Origin of the sequence: Mycobacterium sp. MS1601, from assembly GCF_001984215.1 — a bacterium.
Lineage (GTDB): Bacteria > Actinomycetota > Actinomycetes > Mycobacteriales > Mycobacteriaceae > Mycobacterium.
The window spans coordinates 1,722,849-1,740,950 of sequence record NZ_CP019420.1 but is presented as its reverse complement, the minus strand read 5'-3'; the positions used below and the strand labels follow the sequence as shown (position 1 = coordinate 1,740,950).

At 65.7% G+C, this 18,102-nt stretch carries 17 protein-coding genes; all 17 read left to right on the top strand.

The genetic code is table 11. From position 1 onward, the window contains the following. Positions 1–16: 16 nt before the first annotated feature. The 17 genes from BVC93_RS08555 (at position 17) to BVC93_RS08475 (ending at position 18,093) form a co-directional block, all read left to right on the top strand. Positions 17–1,486: an aldehyde dehydrogenase gene (locus tag BVC93_RS08555; protein WP_083740905.1), complete on the top strand. Its 1,470-nt coding sequence runs from the start codon at positions 17–19 to the stop codon at positions 1,484–1,486. Positions 1,487–1,497: 11 nt separating this feature from the next. After that, the gene (locus BVC93_RS08550) at positions 1,498–2,262 is read left to right on the top strand and encodes an SDR family oxidoreductase (RefSeq protein ID WP_083736792.1); all 765 of its coding nucleotides are present in this window, start codon (positions 1,498–1,500) and stop codon (positions 2,260–2,262) included. Between the two features lie 73 nt (positions 2,263–2,335). Then, entirely contained in the window at positions 2,336–3,175 is an 840-nt protein-coding gene (locus BVC93_RS08545) for an NAD(P)-dependent oxidoreductase (protein WP_083736791.1), read from the top strand. A 2-nt stretch (positions 3,176–3,177) separates the two neighbouring features. Continuing rightward, a complete protein-coding gene (locus BVC93_RS08540) occupies positions 3,178–3,621 on the top strand; it encodes a carboxymuconolactone decarboxylase family protein (protein ID WP_083740904.1) in 444 nt (147 codons plus the stop codon). 32 nt (positions 3,622–3,653) lie between these two features. Next, the gene (purD, locus tag BVC93_RS08535) at positions 3,654–4,922 is read left to right on the top strand and encodes a phosphoribosylamine--glycine ligase (RefSeq protein WP_083736790.1); all 1,269 of its coding nucleotides are present in this window, start codon (positions 3,654–3,656) and stop codon (positions 4,920–4,922) included. Positions 4,923–5,124: 202 nt separating this feature from the next. Then, complete coding sequence (locus BVC93_RS08530) at positions 5,125–6,309, top strand: acyl-CoA dehydrogenase family protein (RefSeq protein ID WP_083736789.1); 1,185 nt, start codon at positions 5,125–5,127, stop codon at positions 6,307–6,309. Then, positions 6,309–7,043 (top strand): 3-oxoacyl-ACP reductase FabG, encoded by a 735-nt coding sequence (gene fabG, locus BVC93_RS08525; protein WP_083740903.1) that lies wholly within the window; start codon positions 6,309–6,311, stop codon positions 7,041–7,043. Before BVC93_RS08530 ends, fabG begins: the two co-directional genes overlap by 1 nt. 79 nt (positions 7,044–7,122) lie before the next feature. After that, positions 7,123–8,316: an acyl-CoA dehydrogenase family protein gene (locus BVC93_RS08520; protein WP_083740902.1), complete on the top strand. Its 1,194-nt coding sequence runs from the start codon at positions 7,123–7,125 to the stop codon at positions 8,314–8,316. Positions 8,317–8,589: 273 nt separating this feature from the next. After that, positions 8,590–9,399 (top strand): IclR family transcriptional regulator, encoded by an 810-nt coding sequence (locus tag BVC93_RS08515; RefSeq protein WP_083736788.1) that lies wholly within the window; start codon positions 8,590–8,592, stop codon positions 9,397–9,399. Further along, on the top strand, positions 9,396–9,830 hold the full coding sequence (locus BVC93_RS08510; protein ID WP_157516824.1) for a MaoC/PaaZ C-terminal domain-containing protein: 435 nt from the start codon (positions 9,396–9,398) through the stop codon (positions 9,828–9,830). The genes BVC93_RS08515 and BVC93_RS08510 overlap by 4 nt, the downstream gene beginning before the upstream one ends. Further along, positions 9,827–10,945, top strand: a complete 1,119-nt coding sequence (locus BVC93_RS08505) for a substrate-binding domain-containing protein (RefSeq protein ID WP_083736787.1) — start codon at positions 9,827–9,829, stop codon at positions 10,943–10,945. Before BVC93_RS08510 ends, BVC93_RS08505 begins: the two co-directional genes overlap by 4 nt. A 27-nt stretch (positions 10,946–10,972) precedes the next feature. Continuing rightward, positions 10,973–11,992, top strand: coding sequence for an ABC transporter permease (locus tag BVC93_RS08500; RefSeq protein WP_083736786.1), 1,020 nt, complete (start codon positions 10,973–10,975; stop codon positions 11,990–11,992). After that, on the top strand, positions 11,989–13,509 hold the full coding sequence (locus BVC93_RS08495) for a sugar ABC transporter ATP-binding protein (protein ID WP_083736785.1): 1,521 nt from the start codon (positions 11,989–11,991) through the stop codon (positions 13,507–13,509). The genes BVC93_RS08500 and BVC93_RS08495 overlap by 4 nt, the downstream gene beginning before the upstream one ends. Further along, positions 13,502–14,212, top strand: coding sequence for an SDR family NAD(P)-dependent oxidoreductase (locus BVC93_RS08490; RefSeq protein WP_083736784.1), 711 nt, complete (start codon positions 13,502–13,504; stop codon positions 14,210–14,212). Before BVC93_RS08495 ends, BVC93_RS08490 begins: the two co-directional genes overlap by 8 nt. After that, complete coding sequence (locus tag BVC93_RS08485) at positions 14,209–15,789, top strand: acyl CoA:acetate/3-ketoacid CoA transferase (protein ID WP_083736783.1); 1,581 nt, start codon at positions 14,209–14,211, stop codon at positions 15,787–15,789. Before BVC93_RS08490 ends, BVC93_RS08485 begins: the two co-directional genes overlap by 4 nt. A gap of 1 nt (position 15,790) precedes the next feature. After that, positions 15,791–16,924, top strand: a complete 1,134-nt coding sequence (locus tag BVC93_RS08480; RefSeq protein ID WP_083736782.1) for a Zn-dependent alcohol dehydrogenase — start codon at positions 15,791–15,793, stop codon at positions 16,922–16,924. Continuing rightward, positions 16,921–18,093 (top strand): acyl-CoA dehydrogenase family protein, encoded by a 1,173-nt coding sequence (locus tag BVC93_RS08475; RefSeq protein ID WP_236950298.1) that lies wholly within the window; start codon positions 16,921–16,923, stop codon positions 18,091–18,093. The genes BVC93_RS08480 and BVC93_RS08475 overlap by 4 nt, the downstream gene beginning before the upstream one ends. Positions 18,094–18,102: the final 9 nt, after the last annotated feature.

Here is an 18,102-nt window from a genome sequence, read left to right as displayed (position 1 = left end):
TCACGAGGGAGTGACCATGGGATTACTGGCCGGTGGCACCAGCGACCTGTTGATCGACGGCAAGTTGGTGGCGGGAAGCGCGGGGACGTTCCCCACTCTCAATCCGGCCACCGAAGAGGTGCTGGGCGTGGCCGCCGACGCCGACACCGCGGACATGGGCCGAGCCATCGAGGCGGCGCGGCGCGCGTTCGACGACACCGACTGGTCCACCAACACCGAATTCCGCGCGCGGTGCATCCGCCAACTCCGTGATGCGCTTCGCGAGCACATCGAGGAACTGCGCGAGCTCACCATCGCCGAAGTCGGTGCACCGCTGATGCTCACCGCGGGCGCCCAGCTCGAGGGCCCCGTCGACGATCTCGTGTTCTCTGCGGACACCGCCGAGGAATTCCGGTGGCGATACAACCTGGAAGATGCTGCACCGCAAGGTATCCCGACCCGTAGAACGGTGGCCAGGGAGGCAGTGGGCGTAGTCGGCGCCATCACTCCGTGGAACTTCCCGCATCAGATCAACTTCGCCAAACTCGGTCCTGCATTGGCGGCGGGCAACACCGTGGTGCTCAAGCCGGCGCCGGACACCCCGTGGTGCGCCGCAGCCGTGGGGCAGATTGCCGCCGAACACACCGACATCCCGCCCGGCGTTCTCAACATCGTCACCTCCAGTGACCACGCTGTGGGAGCGTTGCTTTCCCGGGACCCACGCGTGGACATGGTCTCCTTCACCGGGTCTACGGCCACCGGTAGAGCGGTGATGGCCGACGGCGCCGCCACCATCAAGAAGGTGTTCCTGGAACTCGGGGGTAAGTCGGCATTTCTGGTGCTCGATGATGCGGATCTTGGTATGGCTGCCTCGATCTCGGCGTTCACCGCGGCCATGCACGCCGGGCAGGGGTGCGCCATCACCACCCGCCTGGTGGTGCCGCGCGCTCGCTACGACGAAGCGGTGGCTGCCGCAGCTGCCACCATGGGTGGCATCAAGGCGGGTGACCCGACCAACAAGCGCACCGTGTGTGGGCCGGTGATCAGTGCCCGCCAGCGCGACCGCATCCAGAGCTATCTCGACCTTGCCGTGGAAGAGGGCGGCCAGTTCGCCTGCGGTGGTGGACGTCCCGCTGACCGTGACACGGGATTCTTCATCGAACCCACCGTGATCTCGGGCCTGACCAACGACGCCCGCGTGGCGCGCGAGGAGATCTTCGGTCCGGTGCTGGTGGTCATCGCCCACGACGGTGACGACGACGCGGTCCGCATCGCCAACGACTCACCCTACGGCCTGTCCGGCACTGTCTACAGCGGTTCCGACGAGCGGGCACAATCCGTTGCCGCCCGCCTGCGCACCGGGACGGTCAACGTCAACGGCGGCGTCTGGTACTCCGCGGACGCGCCGTTCGGCGGCTACAAGCAGTCCGGTGTCGGCCGTGAGATGGGCGTGGCCGGATTCGAGGAGTACCTCGAGACCAAACTCATTGCCACAGCTATCAACTGAGGAGTTCGACTATGGGCCTGTACGGAGATCAGTTCAAGGACAAGGTGGCCATCGTCACCGGCGCGGGTGGCGGCATCGGCCAGGCCTACGCTGAGGCACTGGCCCGCGAGGGCGCGGCGGTGGTGGTCGCCGACATCAACACCGAGGGCGCGCAGAAAGTCGCTGACGGAATCGTGGGCGAGGGGGGCAATGCGCTCGCCGTCCGGGTGGACGTCTCCGACCCCGAATCGGCCAAAGAGATGTCAGCACAGACGCTTGCCGAGTTCGGTGGGATCGACTACCTGGTCAACAATGCCGCGATCTTCGGTGGAATGAAGCTCGACTTCCTCATCACCGTCGATTGGGACTACTACAAGAAATTCATGAGTGTGAACCTCGACGGCGCGCTGGTGTGTACCCGCGCGGTGTACCGCAAGATGGCCAAGCGAGGTGGCGGCGCCATCGTCAACCAGTCGTCCACGGCGGCCTGGCTGTACTCGAACTTCTACGGTCTTGCCAAGGTCGGCATCAACGGGCTCACACAGCAGCTGGCCACCGAACTCGGCGGGCAGAACATCCGCGTCAACGCCATCGCCCCTGGGCCCATCGACACCGAGGCCAACCGGACCACCACTCCGCAGGAGATGGTGGCCGACATCGTCAAGGGAATCCCGTTGTCGCGCATGGGTGAACCCGAGGACCTGGTGGGTATGCTGCTGTTCTTGCTGTCCGACCAGGCGAAGTGGATCACGGGCCAGATCTTCAATGTCGACGGTGGACAGATCATCCGGTCATGAATGACCTCAGGTCCGCGTCCGCGTCCGCGACCGATGCGGGGCGAGGGACGAGCGACGAAAAGGAGCTGCGCAGATGATGCTCGGTTACATCGGCCTGGGTAACCAGGGCGCGCCGATGGCCAAGCGGCTCGCCCGCTGGCCGGGCGGCTTGGTGGTGTTCGACGTCCGCGCCGAAGCGATGGCCCCGTTGGTGGAGCTGGGGGCGACGGCGGCATCCGGTATCGCCGATATCGCCAAGGCCGACGTCATCAGTGTCACGGTGCTCACCGACGCGCAGGTGCGCAACGTGGTCGCCACCCTGGCCGAGCACGCGGGTGCGGGCACCGTCATCGCCATCCACTCCACCATCGAGCCCGACACCGCTGAAGAGCTGGCGAAGCAATTGCAGCCCAGGGGCATCCACATCGTCGACGCCCCGGTCAGCGGCGGGGCGAGCGCGGCCGACAAGGGTGAACTGGCGGTGATGGTCGGCGCCGATGACGAGGCCTACGACATGGTGAAGCCGGTCTTCAAACAGTGGGCGTCGATGGTGGTGCGTGCCGGTGAACCCGGGGCCGGTACTCGGATGAAACTGGCCCGCAACATGCTGACCTTCGTCGGCTTTGCGGCAGCCTGCGAAGCGCAGAAACTGGCCGAGGCCTCAGGGATCGACCTGCAGAAGCTCGGCCGGGTGGTACGCCACAGCGATGCGCTCAGCGGCGGGCCCGGCGCGATCATGGCCCGCGATGACACCACACCACTGCAGCCCGACCACTTCCTGTACGACATGTTCGTGCACACCAGGGGACTGGGGGAGAAGGACCTGAAGCTTGCGCTGGGCCTGGGCAAGGCGACAGGCGTGGACCTGCCGCTGGCCGAAATCGCCCTGCAGAATCTGGCCGCCGGGCTCGGCGTCCCGCACACGGAGGAATGACCATGGACGAGATTCGCCGCAAGGGCCTCGAGAAGATGAACGAGGTGTATGGCTGGGAGATGCCCGACATCCAGGGTGACCCGTACTTCGACCTCACTGTCGAGCACCTCTTCGGCGCCATCTGGACCCGACCCGGACTCTCGATGCGTGACAAGCGCCTGTTGACACTCGCCGCAGTTACCGCGGTAGGCAACTCGGACCTCGCGGAGATCCAGGTGAACGCGGCACTGCACAACGGCGAGATCACGGCCGAGGAGCTCAAGGAGATCGCGGTTTTCCTCACCCACTACCTCGGGTTTCCGTTGGGCTCCAAGCTCGACGGTGCGGTCAGCAAGGTGGTGCGGAGTCGTAAGAAGGCCGCGGAGAAGGGCGGAGGGGAGGACAAGTTGGCGAACGTCGATGCCGCGGTGAGGATGCACTCTGGAAAGAGTCTGGGCGAGGACTGACATCGAGACGCGAAACGATAGGCTATGGCCCCGTGCGTGTCCTCGTTATCGGATCTGGTGCCCGTGAACATGCCCTGCTCCTCGCGTTGAGCAGGGATCCACAGGTCGACGCCCTGGCGGTGGCGCCGGGTAACGCCGGCACCGGCATCATTGCCGAGCAACACGACGTGGACGTCACCTCCGGTGACGCCGTGGTGAAGTTGGCCCGCGAGTTCGGTGCCGACCTCGTGGTCATCGGTCCCGAGGTGCCGCTGGTGCTCGGGGTCGCCGACGCCGTCCGCGCGGCAGGCATCGCCTGCTTCGGCCCGTCCAAGGACGCGGCCCGCATCGAAGGTTCCAAGGCGTTCGCCAAGGACGTCATGTCGGCGGCGGGTGTGCGCACCGCGTTCAGCGAGATCGTCGACAACCCCGGTCACCTCGATGCCGCCCTGGACCGGTTCGGGCCGTCTGCCGGTCAGCAGGCCTGGGTGGTCAAGGACGACGGCCTGGCCGCGGGCAAGGGTGTGGTGGTGACGTCTGATCGTGACGTCGCCCGCGCGCATGCTGCCGGACTGCTCGACGGCGGTCATCCGGTGCTGCTCGAATCCTTCCTGGACGGCCCCGAGGTCTCGCTGTTCTGTGTGGTGGACGGCGAGACAGTGGTGCCGTTGTTGCCCGCCCAGGATTTCAAGCGAGTGGGCGACGGCGACTCCGGTCCCAATACCGGCGGCATGGGGGCCTACACGCCGTTGCCGTGGCTGCCTGATGCCGTGTTGTCGCAGATCGTCACCGAGATCGTCGAACCGGTTGCTGCTGAAATGGTTCGGCGGGGCAGCGCATTTTCGGGTCTGCTGTACGCCGGGCTGGCCATCACCTCCAAGGGCCCCGCGGTGGTCGAATTCAACTGCCGCTTCGGTGATCCGGAAACCCAGGCGGTGTTGGCGCTGCTGGAGTCCCCGCTGGGACAGCTGCTCAACGCCGCAGCCACCGGGACTCTGGGAGAGTTCGATCCGTTGCAGTGGCAGGACGGCTCGGCGGTCACCGTGGTGATCGCCGCCGAGAACTACCCGGGGCGTCCGCGCATCGGCGATGTCATCACCGGGTCCGAGACGCCCGGGGTACTGCACGCGGGCACCGAGCGGCGCGCCGACGGCGCCGTCGTCTCCGCAGGAGGGCGGGTGCTGTCGGTGGTGGGTACCGGGTCCGACCTGGCCGCGGCACGGGCCGAGGCCTATGACGTCATCGGCTCGGTTCGGTTGCCCGGCAGCCATTTCCGCACCGATATCGGCCTGGCTGCCGCCGAGGACCGTATTCACCTCTGAGTCGCCCGCAAATCAGAACACCGTGGCGCCCGGGTCCGCCGATCCTGGCGGCGGCTAGGCTGCCGGTAGGCCTGTCGACATCTGTCGAATGTAGAGCCCGTGCCATGTGGGCGGCGGAGCATGGACATGCCGAGCGTGACGTTTCGGTGATGATGTGCAATGTGGGCCGTTGACCGGCTCGAAACCGAGGAGCGTGCCGACGATGGCTGATTCATCCGAAGTCGCCGACGACGACTTTCGAGAGATTCTGGCGCAGACCCGACACTTCGTCCGGACCGCGGTGGTGCCGCGGGAGCCGGAGATCCTCGCCGACGACCGGGTGCCCGACGACCTGCGTGAGCAGGCCAGGAAGATGGGGCTGTTCGGCTACGCCATTCCCCAACAGTGGGGCGGACTCGGCCTCGACCTCATGCAGGACGTCGAGTTGGCCATGGAACTCGGCTACACCTCGCTGGCCCTGCGGTCGATGTTCGGCACCAACAACGGCATCGCCGGCCAGGTGCTGGTCGGCTTCGGCACCGAGGAACAGAAATCCACCTGGCTGGAAGGCATCGCCAGTGGTGACGTGGTGGCCTCCTTCGCACTGACCGAGCCCGGTGCCGGTTCCAACCCCTCAGGGCTGCGCACCAAGGCGGTGCGCCACGGCCACGGGGAGAACGCGCGGTGGGTGATCACCGGTGAGAAACGTTTCATCACCAATGCCCCCACCGCCGATCTCTTCGTCGTCTTCGCCCGCACCAGACCCGCCGACACCGACGGCGCGGGGATCGCGGTGTTCCTGGTCCCCGCCGACACGCCCGGCGTCGAGGTCGGGGCCAAGGACGCCAAGATGGGCCAGGAGGGGGCGTGGACGTCCGATGTCGCCTTCAACGACGTGCGTGTGCCGGAGGCGGCACTGGTCGGTGGCAGTGAAGACCACGGCTACCGGGCCGCGATGACGTCGCTGGCTCGAGGGCGTGTGCACATCGCCGCCCTGGCCGTCGGCTCGGCGCAGCGGGTGCTCGACGAGTCGGTGGCCTACGCCGCCACCGCCACTCAGGGCGGCGCGGCGATCGGGAGTTTCCAGTTGGTCCAGGCCATGATCGCCGATCAGCAGACCGGCGTGATGGCGGGGCAGGCGCTGGTGCGGGAGTCGGCGCGCAAATGGGTCACCGGAGAGGATCGCCGTATCGCACCGTCGGCGGCCAAGCTGTTCTGCACCGAGATGGCCGGGCAGGTGGCCGATCTCGGAGTCCAGATCCACGGGGGCACTGGCTACATGCGTGGTGTGCCCGTCGAACGGATCTACCGTGAGGTGCGGTTGTTGCGTCTCTACGAGGGCACCAGCGAGATTCAGCGCCTGATCATCGGCGGCGGCCTGGTCAAGGCTGCCCAGAAAGGGAAGTGATGGCACTGTTGACCGGCCGCACCGCGGTGATCACCGGCGGCGCACAGGGACTCGGGTATGCGATCGCCCAGCGTTTCGTCGCTGAGGGCGCGCGGGTGGTCCTCGGCGATATCGACCTGGACTCCACCAAGGCCGCGGCCGACCGGCTCGAGGGTGACGCCGTAGCGGTGCGTTGCGACGTCACGTCCTCCGACGAGGTCGCCGCACTGGTGGACGCCGCGGTGACGACGTTCGGCAGCCTCGACATCATGATCAACAATGCGGGTATCACCCGCGACGCCACCATGCGCAAGATGACCGAAGACCAGTTCGATCAAGTGATTTCGGTGCACCTCAAGGGAACCTGGAACGGAATCCGGCATGCGGCGGCCGTCATGCGGGAAGCCAGGTCAGGGGCCATCGTCAACATGTCCTCGATCTCGGGCAAGGTCGGCATGGTGGGGCAGACCAATTACTCGGCGGCCAAGGCCGGCATCGTCGGCATGACCAAGGCGGCCTCCAAGGAGCTCGCCCACCTGGGTGTGCGGGTCAATGCGATACAACCGGGTCTGATCCGCTCCGCCATGACGGAGGCCATGCCGCAACGGATCTGGGACAGCAAGGTTGCCGAGGTGCCGATGGGACGGGCGGGTGAGCCCGCCGAAGTGGCCAACGTGGCGTTGTTCCTGGCATCGGACCTGTCGTCGTACATGACCGGCACGGTGCTCGAAGTGACGGGCGGGCGGCACCTGTGAACGCGTCGCGCCGAAGCCGACGTATCGTCGCAACGTCGTCCTCGCACTCGTGGTCTCGGATGTCGGTTCGTACGAGGCCATGACCAAGCTCGCTCAGACACTGGGGCTTTCGGAGTTCCAGACCGAGATCATCACCACGGTGCGGCAGTTCGTCGACAAAGAGGTGATACCCAACGCCACCGAGTTGGAGCACACCGACACCTATCCCCAGGCCATCGTCGACGCGATGAAGGAAATGGGCCTCTTCGGGTTGATGATCCCCGAAGAGTATGGGGGCCTTGGGGAGTCGTTGTTGACCTACGCGCTGTGTGTGGAGGAACTGGCGCGCGGCTGGATGAGCGTGTCCGGCGTGATCAACACCCACTTCATCGTCGCCTACATGATCCGCCAGCACGGCACCGAGGCGCAGAAGCAGCACTATCTGCCGCGAATGGCCACCGGTGAGACCCGGGGTGCTTTCTCGATGTCCGAACCCGAACTGGGCTCGGACGTGGCGGCGATCCGGACCCGCGGTACAAAGAACGATGACGGTACCTACACCATCACCGGCCAGAAGATGTGGCTGACCAACGGCGGCAGTTCGACCTTGGTGGCGGCGTTGGTGCGCACTGACGAAGGAGCGGACAAACCGCACCGCAACCTCACGGCGTTCCTGGTCGAAAAGCCCTCCGGTTTCGGTGAGGTCCTGTCCGGCCTGGTGATTCCCGGCAAGCTCGACAAGCTCGGCTACAAAGGCATCGACACCACCGAGCTGATCTTCGACGGCTACACCGCTGCCGCCTCCGATGTGCTGGGTGAGAAGCCGGGGCAGGGTTTTCTCCAGATGATGGACGGCGTGGAGGTGGGTCGCGTCAACGTCTCGGCCAGAGCCTGTGGCGTCGGCATCCGCGCTTTCGAGCTGGCGGTGCGGTATGCCCAGCAGCGCCAGACGTTCGGCAAGCCGATCGCCGAGCACCAGGCCATCGCCTTCCAGCTGGCCGAGATGGCCACCAAAGTCGAAGCGGCGCATCTGATGATGGTCAACGCAGCCAGGCTCAAGGATTCCGGTGAGCGCAACGACGTGGCGGCAGGTATGGCCAAGTATCTGGCCAGCGAGTTCTGCTCGGAGGTAACCCAACAGAGTTTCCGCATCCACGGTGGTTACGGCTACTCCAAGGAGTACGAGATCGAGCGGCTGATGCGCGACGCCCCGTTCCTGTTGATCGGCGAAGGCACCAGCGAGATCCAGAAGAACATCATCAGCAAGCGCCTGCTCGACGACTATCGGATCTGAGAAGCCTCGTCGGCAAACCCCGCCGTCATCGCCGGTCAACAGCGCAGCCGTAAGGCTCGCTCCCGACCGGGTGAGGATCGTTCGCAGACAGTCGCATTGGCCGCGAACGTCTTTCGCATGCAGTGCACATGTGTGCGGTGACTCCGGCCAATCCTCGGCTTAGACCTGCGCACCCGCCGCTGCCGCTTCTCCACATTGTGGAGTGCTTGACGCCGCACGGGCATACGCCTATGGTCTAGCTCACATCCACAATATGGATATGGAGACCACATTATGGAGATCGCGGGAGCGCAGAGCGCGTACCGGGTCCTCGACATCCTCACGGAAGTCTCGCTCAACCCGGGCTCGACCGCGGGCGAAGTTGCAAAAGCAACAAACCTGACAGCCCCGACGGCTCACCGGCTGCTGCGCGTGCTGTGCGACCGGGGGTTCGCCGTCCAGAACGAAGAGGGCAAGTATGTCCCCGGCCCGCAGATGCGGGTGCTGGTGGGCGACCGCGTGGACCACGCCACCCTCGAGGAGATCGGCCGGCCGCTGCTCGCGCAGTTGCGAGACCGCTCCACCGAAACCGTCTTCCTGGCGGTCCGCGAAGGGCTGCAGCTGACCTACCTGGTGGTCATGACGTCCTCGCACTCCGTGCAGATGTATGGCGAGGTCGGACAGCAGATTCCCCTGCATGCCACCAGCCAGGGCAAGGTCATCCTGGCGTTCCTGCCGCCCGGTGTCGGCGAGCGGATCATCGACCAGCTGGAGCTGCCCCGCTACACCCCGTCCACCATCACCTCCGCGGCCGAACTGCACGAAGCCATGTCCCACATCCGGCGCGACGGCTACGCGCTCAACCTCGAGGAACGTGAGCTCGGCGTGCGCTCCATCGCGGCGCCGGTACTCGATTCCTCGGGCAATGTGGTGGCCTCGGTGTGTGTCGGCGGGCCGATCTTCCGATTCTCCGAAGAGGACCTGCGGGGCAAGTTCGCCGACCTGGTCTGCGAGACCGCCGAAGCTATCAGCGCCGAGCTGCTGCGCCGCTTCAAGCCGGTAGACGAAGACCCCCGGGCAGCTGCAGAGCGGTCTGCCCAGTGACACCGGAGACCATCAAAGCCTTCCACGATATGGAGATCGGTATCAGCGCCGAGCACTCCGCTGTCGTCTCTGCCGACATCATCACCGCCTACGCCCAGCTGTCCGGGGACCACAACCCCATCCACGAAGACGCCGAGTACGCGGCCAACACGCGTTTCGGCCACCCGGTCGCCCACGGCATGCTCGTCGCCGGCTACGTCCAGACCGCCCTGACCAAGCTCGTCGCCCCCGGCGGCGTGTCCACGAGTTACCAATTCGACCTCCTGGCACCGGCCTTCGAAGGTGCCGCCATCACCGCGCACGCCGTGTGCGCGCAGCTCGATCCGGTGGCCCACCGGGCCATGTTCGCCATCACAGTCGTCGACGACACCACTCGGAAGCAGTTGATCAGCGGGTCCGCAGTCGTCGCGTTTCCCAAAGGAGAGAAATGAAGATCCGCACCATCCTGCCTGCCGCCGTCTGCCTCACGACCGCGCTGGCAATGACGGCATGTAGTTCGAGTGTGAACAACAACGCCGACCCGTCCGACACGGCGGCGCCGGCCTCGAACGTCGAGATCGACGACGGCGGCTGCGCCGAGAACCGCGACCAAATCGCCCAGCTGCAAGCCGATCTCGGCAAGAACCTGTACGGTATCGCCGCGGCGGAATCGGGCAAGGGTGAGCGCACCAACCCCAACCCGATCCCCGAAGGCGACCCCATCAAGATCACCTTCTCGGTGGAGGGCTTGAGTCATCCGTTCCTGGTCAAGCAGAAGCAGCTCGCGGAGGAAACCGCCGCCAAGCTCGGCGCCGAGATCAACGTCGTCAGCGCCAACGACGATGTGAATCAGCAGTTCAACGACATCCAGACCGCCATCGCCGTGGGCACCGATGCGCTGATGATGATGCCCGCAACCACCCAGGGACTCGACGCAGTGCTCAAACAGGCGGAGGCAGCGCAGATTCCGTACTTCTTCTCCCAGAAGGGCATGCTGGGCGTCGACCCGGTGTCCCAGGTGCTTGCGCCCTACTCCAACGAGGGCCAGCAGCTCGGTGAGTGGGTGGTGGAGCACTACAAGGGGCAGGAAGACATCAACGTCGCGATCATCTCCGGCATCCCGGGTGATCAATCCAGCGATGCCCGGGTGAACTCGTTCATGTTGCCACTGCTGCGCTCTTGCAACTTCAACATCGTGGCCAATCAGCCGGGCCAGTACCGCCGCGGCGACTCCGAGAAGGCCGCACAGAACATGCTGGCCGCCAACACCGACATCGACCTGCTGTTCGGCGCCAATGACGAAGCCGCCCTTGGTGGTATCGCCGCACTGAACTCCAGCGGACGCGAGGGTGTCGACGTGGTGGGTCTGGACGGTCAGACCGACATGTTTGCCGCCATCCAGGCCGGTGACGCATTGGCCACCGTGATCCACAAGCCCACCGCCGGGATTGTCGTCGAGGAGATCGTCGACTATCTGCGCGGCAAGCCGGTGCCGGAGTACCGCGTTCTCGACGAGGACCTGGTGACCAAGGAAACCATCGCCTCCGGCGCTCAGCCGGCCTTCTGACCGATCTCTTTAAACGACGGAGCTCTGATGACCACAACCTCGGCACCACCTCGTCCACCGGATGCCTTGGAGCCCAAGGGTAAAGGGATGGGCGCACCCAACCTCCGCAAGCTCGCTCAGTTGGGTCCGGTTGTTGCGCTGGTCTTACTGGCCGCGGTGTTCGCGGTCAGCGCGCCCAACTTCACCAGCGGTGCCAACCTCACCAACGTACTTCAGCAGGTGTCGATCACGGCGATCGCCGCAGTAGGCGCCACCGTGGTGATCCTGGTGGCGGGCATCGATCTATCGGTCGGCTCCGTGGTGGCTCTCACCGGCAGTATCGCGGCGCTGTACCTGCAGCACGCGATCCTCTCGACGGGAGCGTCGGCGGTGGTGGCGGTGTTGCTCAGCCTGGTGGTCGGCACCGCGTGCGGGTTCCTCAACGGGGTGCTGATCACGTTGTGCCGGGTGCCTGCGTTCATCGCGACGCTGGCGACACTCACGGCCCTGCGCGGTATCGCCCTGCTGGTCACCGACAGCTACCCGATCTCCATCGGCAACAGCACTTTCAACCAGATCGGTGTCGGCAAGGTGGGGCCGGTGCCCATCCCCGTGATCATCATGGCAGTGACATTCGCCGTGGGTTACGTGATCCTGCACCGGCTCAAGATCGGGCGCCGTATCTACGCGGTGGGCGGCAACCGCGAAGCGGCGCGTCTGTCCGGCATCCGGGTGAACCGGGTGTTGTTGTTCGCCTTCACCTTTGCCGGTCTGTGCGCGGGGATCGCGTCGGTGATCCTGACCGCCAAACTGTCCTCGGGCCAGCCCGCCGGTGCGGTGGGATTCGAGCTGGACGTCATCGCCGCCGTGGTGGTGGGCGGTACCAGCCTGTTCGGCGGGCGCGGCAGGCTGGCCGGCACATTCCTGGGCGCGTTGGTGATCGCCGTGCTGGGTAACGGGCTGACACTGATGAACGTGCCGTTCTACTGGCAGCAGATCGTCACCGGTGCCGTGGTGGTGGCCGCGGTGGTGCTCGACCGCGTCACCCGAGGGGAGCCGGGCGAATGAGTGTGGCCGCCCCCGCCCGCACAGGTCTGGTGCGGGCAAACGGGATCTCCAAGCACTACTCGGGGATCGCTGCGCTCGAAGACGTCTCGGTGACGTTGGAGCCGGGCAAGATCCACGCGCTGGTCGGCGAGAACGGCGCCGGCAAGTCCACGTTGTCGAAGATTCTTTCAGGGTTCGAGACGGCTGACTCCGGCACCATCACCCTCGACGGGCAGCCGATCAACCCGAAGAACCCCACCCAGGCCTCCGCGCTTGGCATCGGCATCGTGCACCAGGAGCTGTCGGTGATCGGATCCATCTCCGTCGCGGAGAACGTCCTGGTCAATGCCGAGCCGTCGCGCTGGGGTGTGATCGATCGGCGCGCCCTGGCCCAGCAGACCCGTGAACACCTCAAGCGGGTGGGGTTGGATATCGACCCGCGCCGCCAGGCCGGCGAGTTGTCGATAGCTGAGCAACAGCTCATCGAGATCGCCCGCATCCTGGCCCAGGACGTGAAGGTGGTGTTCTTCGACGAGCCCACATCGTCACTGCCGCACGATGATTCGGTGCGGCTGCTGGGTCTGCTGCGGGAGCTGCGGGACGACGGCGCCACGGTGGTGCTGATCAGCCACGACCTGCCGGAAGTGCTGGAGTACGCCGACACTGTGAGCGTGCTGCGGGACGGTAGACACATCATCACCGCCCCGGCTGCCGAGTTCACCGAGGACTCGCTGATCAGGCACATGATCGGACGCAATCTCGAATCCGTGTACCACGGGCACGAGGAGACGGCCGATCGCCAAGCGCCGGTGTTGTCCGTGGACCGTATCAGCGCGCCCGGGGTGGTGTCGGCGTCACTCAAGGTCAGCCCCGGCGAGATCCTCGGTATCGGGGGCCTGGTGGGCAGTGGCCGCACCGAGGTGCTGGCCGCGATCTACGGGGCCACCCGAATTACGGCCGGCACCATGTCGTTTCATGGCAAACCGCACCGCCCGAGTCATCCCGGCGCGGCCTTGGACACCGGTATCGCACTGGTGCCCGAGGATCGCAAGAACCAGGGCCTGCACCTGGGCCTGCCCATCAGCACCAACATCGAACTGGCCAGCCTGGCCGCCATGAGCACCGGGCCATGGCTGCGCCGGCGCAAGGGCGCCAAGATCGTCGACCGGTTCTTCAAGGAACTGCGCATCAAAGCCGCCAGCCCCGCCATGCCCGTGGGGGCGCTGTCCGGCGGCAACCAGCAGAAGGTGGCACTTGCCAAGGTGCTGGCCACCAGACCGCAGGTGCTGCTGCTCGACGAGCCCACCCGCGGGATCGACGTGGGCGCCAAAGCTGAAGTGCACCGGCTGATCCGGAGCCTGGCCGACGAGGGCATGGCCATCATCATGGTGTCGTCGGTGCTGCCGGAACTCCTCGGCGCCTCCGACCGTATCGTGGTGATGCGGGCCCGCCGCACCGTCGGCGAACTCAGCCGTGCCGAGGCTTCCGAAGAAGCCGTCATGAAGCTGGCGTTCCAAGGGGCGGTGGCCGATGACTGACAGAGTCGCGGTGCTCACCGGCGCTGACGGTGGCCTGGGTCGCGCCGTGGCCCAGCGGCTGGCCAAGGACGGCTTCTCGCTGGTGCTGGGGTATCACCCGGGCAGTGCGGCACCTGATGTTGCCGAGGCGTTGACGGTGCCTGCCGATGTCACCTCCGAAACTGATGTCGCTCAGCTGATGTCAGCGGCGGTGCAGGAGTTCGGCCGGATCGACGCGCTGGTCACCCTGGCCGGGGTGATGGAACAGACGTTCCTTCCCGAGTTGGATCTGGCCACCTGGAACCAGACCATCGCCGTCAACCTCACCGGCACCTTCCTCTGTGTCAAAGCGGCCGCCGAGGAGTTGGCGAAGACCGGTGGCGCCGTCGTCACCATCGGCAGCCAGATCGGATACGTCGGTGGCATCAACTGTGCCGCCTACACCGCCTCCAAAGCGGGGGTGGGCGGGCTGACCCGCGCTCTGGCCAGGGAGCTGGGGCCGGCGGTTCGGGTGAACTGTGTGGCGCCCGGCCCGATCGAGACGCCGATGACCGCGGTGCACGCCACCCCGGAATGGGTGGATCAGAAGACCAGGGCGTTGGTGATGGGCCGGTTCGGCACACCGGACGAAGTGGCCACCGCGGTGGCCTGGCTGGTGGGCGGGGAAGCCAGCTTTGTCACCGGCCAGACCATCAATGTCAATGGGGGAGGAGCGATGCCATGAGGATCAGTCAACTGACTGCACCCGAGTTCCTGTCGGCACAGGATGCCGTGGAACGGATTCCGGACCGGGCACGGCTGCTCGTCGAGGCTTCCGGTGGTGGCGTCATCGAGCCATCGGGTCTGCTCAACGCCCTGGCTGACCGGTACCGCCGCACCGGCGGGCCGATCGAGTTGGCCGCGTACTTCTGCAGCGGCGTGGGCGACCGCAACGGTTCCGGTATGGACGTGCTGGCATTGCCGGGGTTGTTGCGCAGTGCCATCGCCGGGCACTGGGCCATGACTCCCACGCTGTCGAAGATGGCCCATGACGGGGACATCGAGGCCTACAACTTGCCACAGGGTGTGCTGGCGCAGCTGCTGCGCGAAAGTGCCGCCAAGCGACCAGGCCTGGTGACGAAGGTGGGGCTGGGCACGTTCTGTGACCCCCGCCAGGGCGGCGGCCGGCTCAACAGCGCCACCACCACCGAGCTCGTCGAGGTTATGGATATCAAAGGCGAGGAGTACCTGTTCTATCCCAGCCCCTCCTTCGACGTCGCGTTCATCCGCGGGACCACTGCCGACGAGCACGGCAACCTGACGCTGGAACATGAGACAGCCAAGCTGGGCGTGTTGGCTGCGGCCACTGCGGCACGCAACAGTGGCGGACTGGTGATCGCCCAGGTGAAGCGCGTCGCTGCCGTACACACGCTGAATCCCAAGAGTGTGGTGGTGCCAGGTCATCTGGTCGATATCGTGGTGGTGCAGGAAGACCAGTGGCAGACCGCGATCAACGAATACAACCCCGCCTTCTCCGGCGAGGTGTACGTGCCGTTCGGGCGATCGCCTGCGATGCCGCTGTCGGAACGGAAAGTGGTGGCGCGCAGGGCACTCGACGAGATCAAGCCGGCCTCGGTGGTGAACCTCGGGGTCGGGATGGCCGACGGGGTGGCCACTGCCGCACTGGAAGAGGATCGGCTCAAAGAGATCACTCTGACCGTCGAACAGGGCATGGTGGGCGGCGTCCCCGAACGGGGAGTCATCTTCGGGGTCTCTTGGAACCCAGAAGCCGTCATCGAACACGCCTCGCAGTTCGACTTCTATGACGGCGGCGGCCTGGATGTGGCATGTCTGGGCTTCGCCGAGGTCGACAAAGAGGGCAACGTGAACTCATCTCTGGTCGACGGTCGTATCTTCGGTGCGGGCGGATTCATCAACATCTCGCAGGCGGCCAAGAAGGTGGTGTTCTGCGGGACGCTCACCGCGGGCGGACTGCGCATCGACCTCACCGAGGGACACCCGAAGGTGACCGCGGAAGGCAGGCATCGCAAGTTCATCGACAAGGTACGCCAGGTCACGTTCAACGCCCATCTCGCCCGGGAACGTGGCCAGGAGGTCATCTACGTCACCGAACGCGCGGTGTTCGCCCTCGGCGACGACGGCCCCGTCCTGACAGAGGTGGCGCCCGGCTGGACCGCCGAGCAGGTGATCGCTCTGATGGACTTCCGGCCCAAGCTCGCCGACGACATCACGACCATGTCGGCGTCGCTCTTCATGTCCCGCCGTCGAACCCCCGAAACCCTGACCCAAGAGGAGAATTGACATGCGTACCCGAGCCGCAGTCACCTATGGATTGAACACTCGCTTCGACGTCAAAGAAGTCGAACTCGACGAGCCCGGCGCAAATGAGGTGTTGGTGCACCTGGTGGCCTCCGGGGTCTGTCATTCCGACATGCACCACGTCACGGGTGACCAGATCGCCGCGCTGCCCATGATCTTCGGCCACGAGGGCGCGGGTGTGGTGGAACAGGTGGGTGCCAACGTCACCCACGTCGTACCCGGCGATCACGTCGTGATGTCCTACCTGCCGTCCTGCGGTACCTGCCGCTGGTGCACCGACGGCCAGACCAACCTGTGCGATCTGGGCGCCTATACGGTGCAGGGGCCGCAGATCGACGGGACCTTCCGGTTTCGTGACGACGCCGGAGTTGAACTAGGACAGTTCTGCCTGGTGTCCACGTTCAGTGAGTGGACCGTGGTGCCCGGCCAGTCCGTGGTGAAGGTGGACAAACACTATCGCCTCGAGCGGGCCTGCCTGGTGGCCTGCGGCGTCACCACCGGTGTCGGCACCGCGATCTACCGCGGAGGTGTCGAGTTCGGCGACGACGTGATGGTCTTCGGCGTTGGCGGCATCGGGATGAACATCGTGCAGGGCGCCAAGATCGCCGGCGCCAAGCGCATCATCGCCTGCGACACCAACGACTGGAAACTGGAGCAGGCCAAACTGTTCGGCGCCACCCACACCGTCAACCCGAACGTCACCGATCCGGTGGAGTTCGCTACCGAACTCACCTGGGGAGTCGGCGTCGACAAGGCCTTCGAGGCCATCGCAACCGCCGAGACCATCGGACAAGCCGTGCGGTCGGTCCGTAAGAGCGGCACCGTCGCCGTCGTCGGCCTGACGCGGCACGACCAGCCGAGCATCCCGATCAATCCGTCGGACTTCGTCTTGTGGCAGAAGACGCTCACCGGCTCTCTCAACGGCGGCTGCAACCCCCGCAACGACATCCCGAAGATGTTGAAGCTGTGGGATTCCGGACAGATCAATCTCGACGGCCTGGTCACCAAGGAGTACCGCATCGAACAGATCAACGACGCTTATGACGACCTGCTGGCCGGCAAGAATCTGCGCGGTGTGATCCGCTACGAGTGGGCCGACAACGGAGTCCCGTCGTGACCTCTTTGATCTCACGAGGGGGGCCTTACTCCCTGGACGCCGACGCTGAGCAGTTCCTCGGCGTGGTGCAGGACTTCTGCGCCACGCGGGTGGGTCCGCGCGCCCAAGACATCGATCTGTCCGGTAAGTTCTTCCCGGAACTGCTGGCCGATGCCGCCGATCTCGGATTGCAGGGCCTGATCTTCGGTGACGACGGCAGCATCGACCCGATGATGTTCGCCCTGGCACACGAGACCACCGAACTGGTGGCGTCGTACTCCGGCGCGGTGGCCTTGGGCATCTCGATCGCCCGGCTGCACGGTTACCTACTGGCCGCCTATGCCCCGGCCGATATCCGAGACCGCTGGCTGCCCGGTCTGATCGACGGTTCCCTGCGCGGCAGCTTCGCACTCAGCGAACCACACTCCGGCACCGACATCCGGGCCGGACGCACCGTGGCTGTCGAACACAGCGACGGAACGATCAGCATCACGGGGGAAAAGGCGTGGATCACCCAGAGCCCGGCCGCACATTTCTGCATCGTGCTGACCAAACTGGGCTCAGCGGACCGAGAGGCCCCCACCGCCGCGTTCGTGGTGCCGCTGGACACCCCCGGGGTCACCGTCGGCAAAGACGAGCCGATGTCCGGGTTTCGCGGAATGCCCATGGCCAACGTTCATTTCGACAACTGTCGGGTGCCGTCGGACTGGCGGCTACAGACCGACGGCTTCCGCGGCATGCTCGAAGGGCTCAATCTGGCGCGCCTCGACGCCGGCTGTTACGCAGTGGGCTTCATGCGGGCAGCACTGCGGGAATGCGGAACATACGTGCGAGACCGGCAGGCCTTCGGCAAGTCGCTGGCCGATCTGCAGATCGTGCAGGAGAAGCTGGGCAGGTTGCACGCTGACTACCTGGCCGCCCGTGGGCTACTGCGCGACGGCGTCACCAGCTATGCCTCCGGCGGCGGTGGCGACTCCCACCTGATCTCGGCAGCCAAGATGTTCGCCACCGACGCCGCCATGCGTCACACCGTCGAGGCCGTGCAACTGCTCGGGGGTTACGGAGTGCATCTGCATTACCCGGTGCAACGATTGATGCGCGACGCGAAGATCACCCAGATCATCGACGGCACCAGCGAGATCCATGCCCTGATGCTCGGCCGGGCCGCCGTGCGCGCCGACTGGTCCTGACCCCTAGGA